At 59.1% G+C, this 750-nt stretch carries 1 pseudogene; it reads left to right on the top strand.

What is annotated here, in order from left to right:
- Nucleotides 1-391: pseudogene (locus tag VQ02_RS38620) on the top strand (porin); the annotation flags it as partial.
- Nucleotides 392-750: the final 359 nt, after the last annotated feature.

Genomic DNA, 750 nt, shown 5'->3' with positions numbered 1-750 from the left:
CTCGGCCTTCATCGGCAGCTATGGCGAGCAGAGCTTCGGCAAGGCCAGCCGATCCAACCTCGCCGCCCTGGGCTCTGTGCTCGGCGTCACGCCGCTCGGCAACCCGACCCTGGCCTCGTTCGCCTTTAACAGCGTGCTGCGTGACACGAACCAGATCGTCGCCGGTGCGAGCCTGATCTGGTCGCCGATCAAGGACCTCGATATCGGCGTCGAGGGTCTGTACGCCCGCCAAGCGCTGGGCAGTGGCCGCGTGGTCGATGCGAACAAGACTACGGCTGTGCCGAATGGCGTGAATGCCGCCGGTCTGCCGACTTTTAACGGTGCTGTTCTGCCTACCGTCAGCTCGACGGACTCCTTCCAGCTCCGCATGCGCGTTCAGCGCGACTTCTAAGCAAAAACCCATCGCTTGATCAAGGTCCCGGTGCGTGCACCGGGACCTTTTCGTGTTTGCGCATTGTACATTTTTGTATATGCAAAAAAAACGCGCTCCGAAGAGCGCGATTGAGAGGTGCCTTCGGGTCTCGAAACTCAGAAGGTACGACTTGTTTAGCATGGAATGGCGTCGAGTGCACCTCTTTTTCGAGATCATCTGTGATTTATTCTCGCACAAGGAGCCATCGGAGGTCAAATCCTAGCTGGATACGCTCATATGCATCAACGCCAACGATAGACCTGCGCGAGCCAGCGACAATAGACAGCGCTGACGGCATCCTCCGCTGCCACTGAGCCGTGCTCCCAGTGGCGGGTCAG

This window comes from Methylobacterium variabile (assembly GCF_001043975.1).
GTDB classification, from domain to species: domain Bacteria; phylum Pseudomonadota; class Alphaproteobacteria; order Rhizobiales; family Beijerinckiaceae; genus Methylobacterium; species Methylobacterium variabile.
This window is presented reverse-complemented; position numbering and strand designations above follow the sequence as displayed.